1 protein-coding gene is annotated in these 223 nt (G+C 46.6%); it reads right to left on the bottom strand.

What is annotated here, in order from left to right:
• The coding region (locus tag V6255_RS18540; protein ID WP_341629438.1) for a hypothetical protein at nt 1–223 on the bottom strand (223 nt) is incomplete at both ends.

A 223-nucleotide genomic window follows, 5' to 3' on the forward strand; every position in this document is an offset into this window, starting at 1 on the left:
CAACCCGGTCTAAAAGTGCCCATAGCAACATCGTTAGAAATGGCACGCACTTTTTGTGCACCACCGCTATACAAATGATCCGCACCTGCGATAGCAAATGGGCCATAAGGTTCATCATTAACACCTTTAGGCATAAAACCAGGGGCTAATTCTTGTGTTGGCGAACCTGCGGTTGCATGGTGTTCCATTGCGGTCACTGACTTCTTATCATGAAAAGCCATTC

Source organism: Psychromonas arctica, assembly GCF_038155225.1.
Classification (GTDB): Bacteria; Pseudomonadota; Gammaproteobacteria; order Enterobacterales; family Psychromonadaceae; genus Psychromonas; species Psychromonas arctica_B.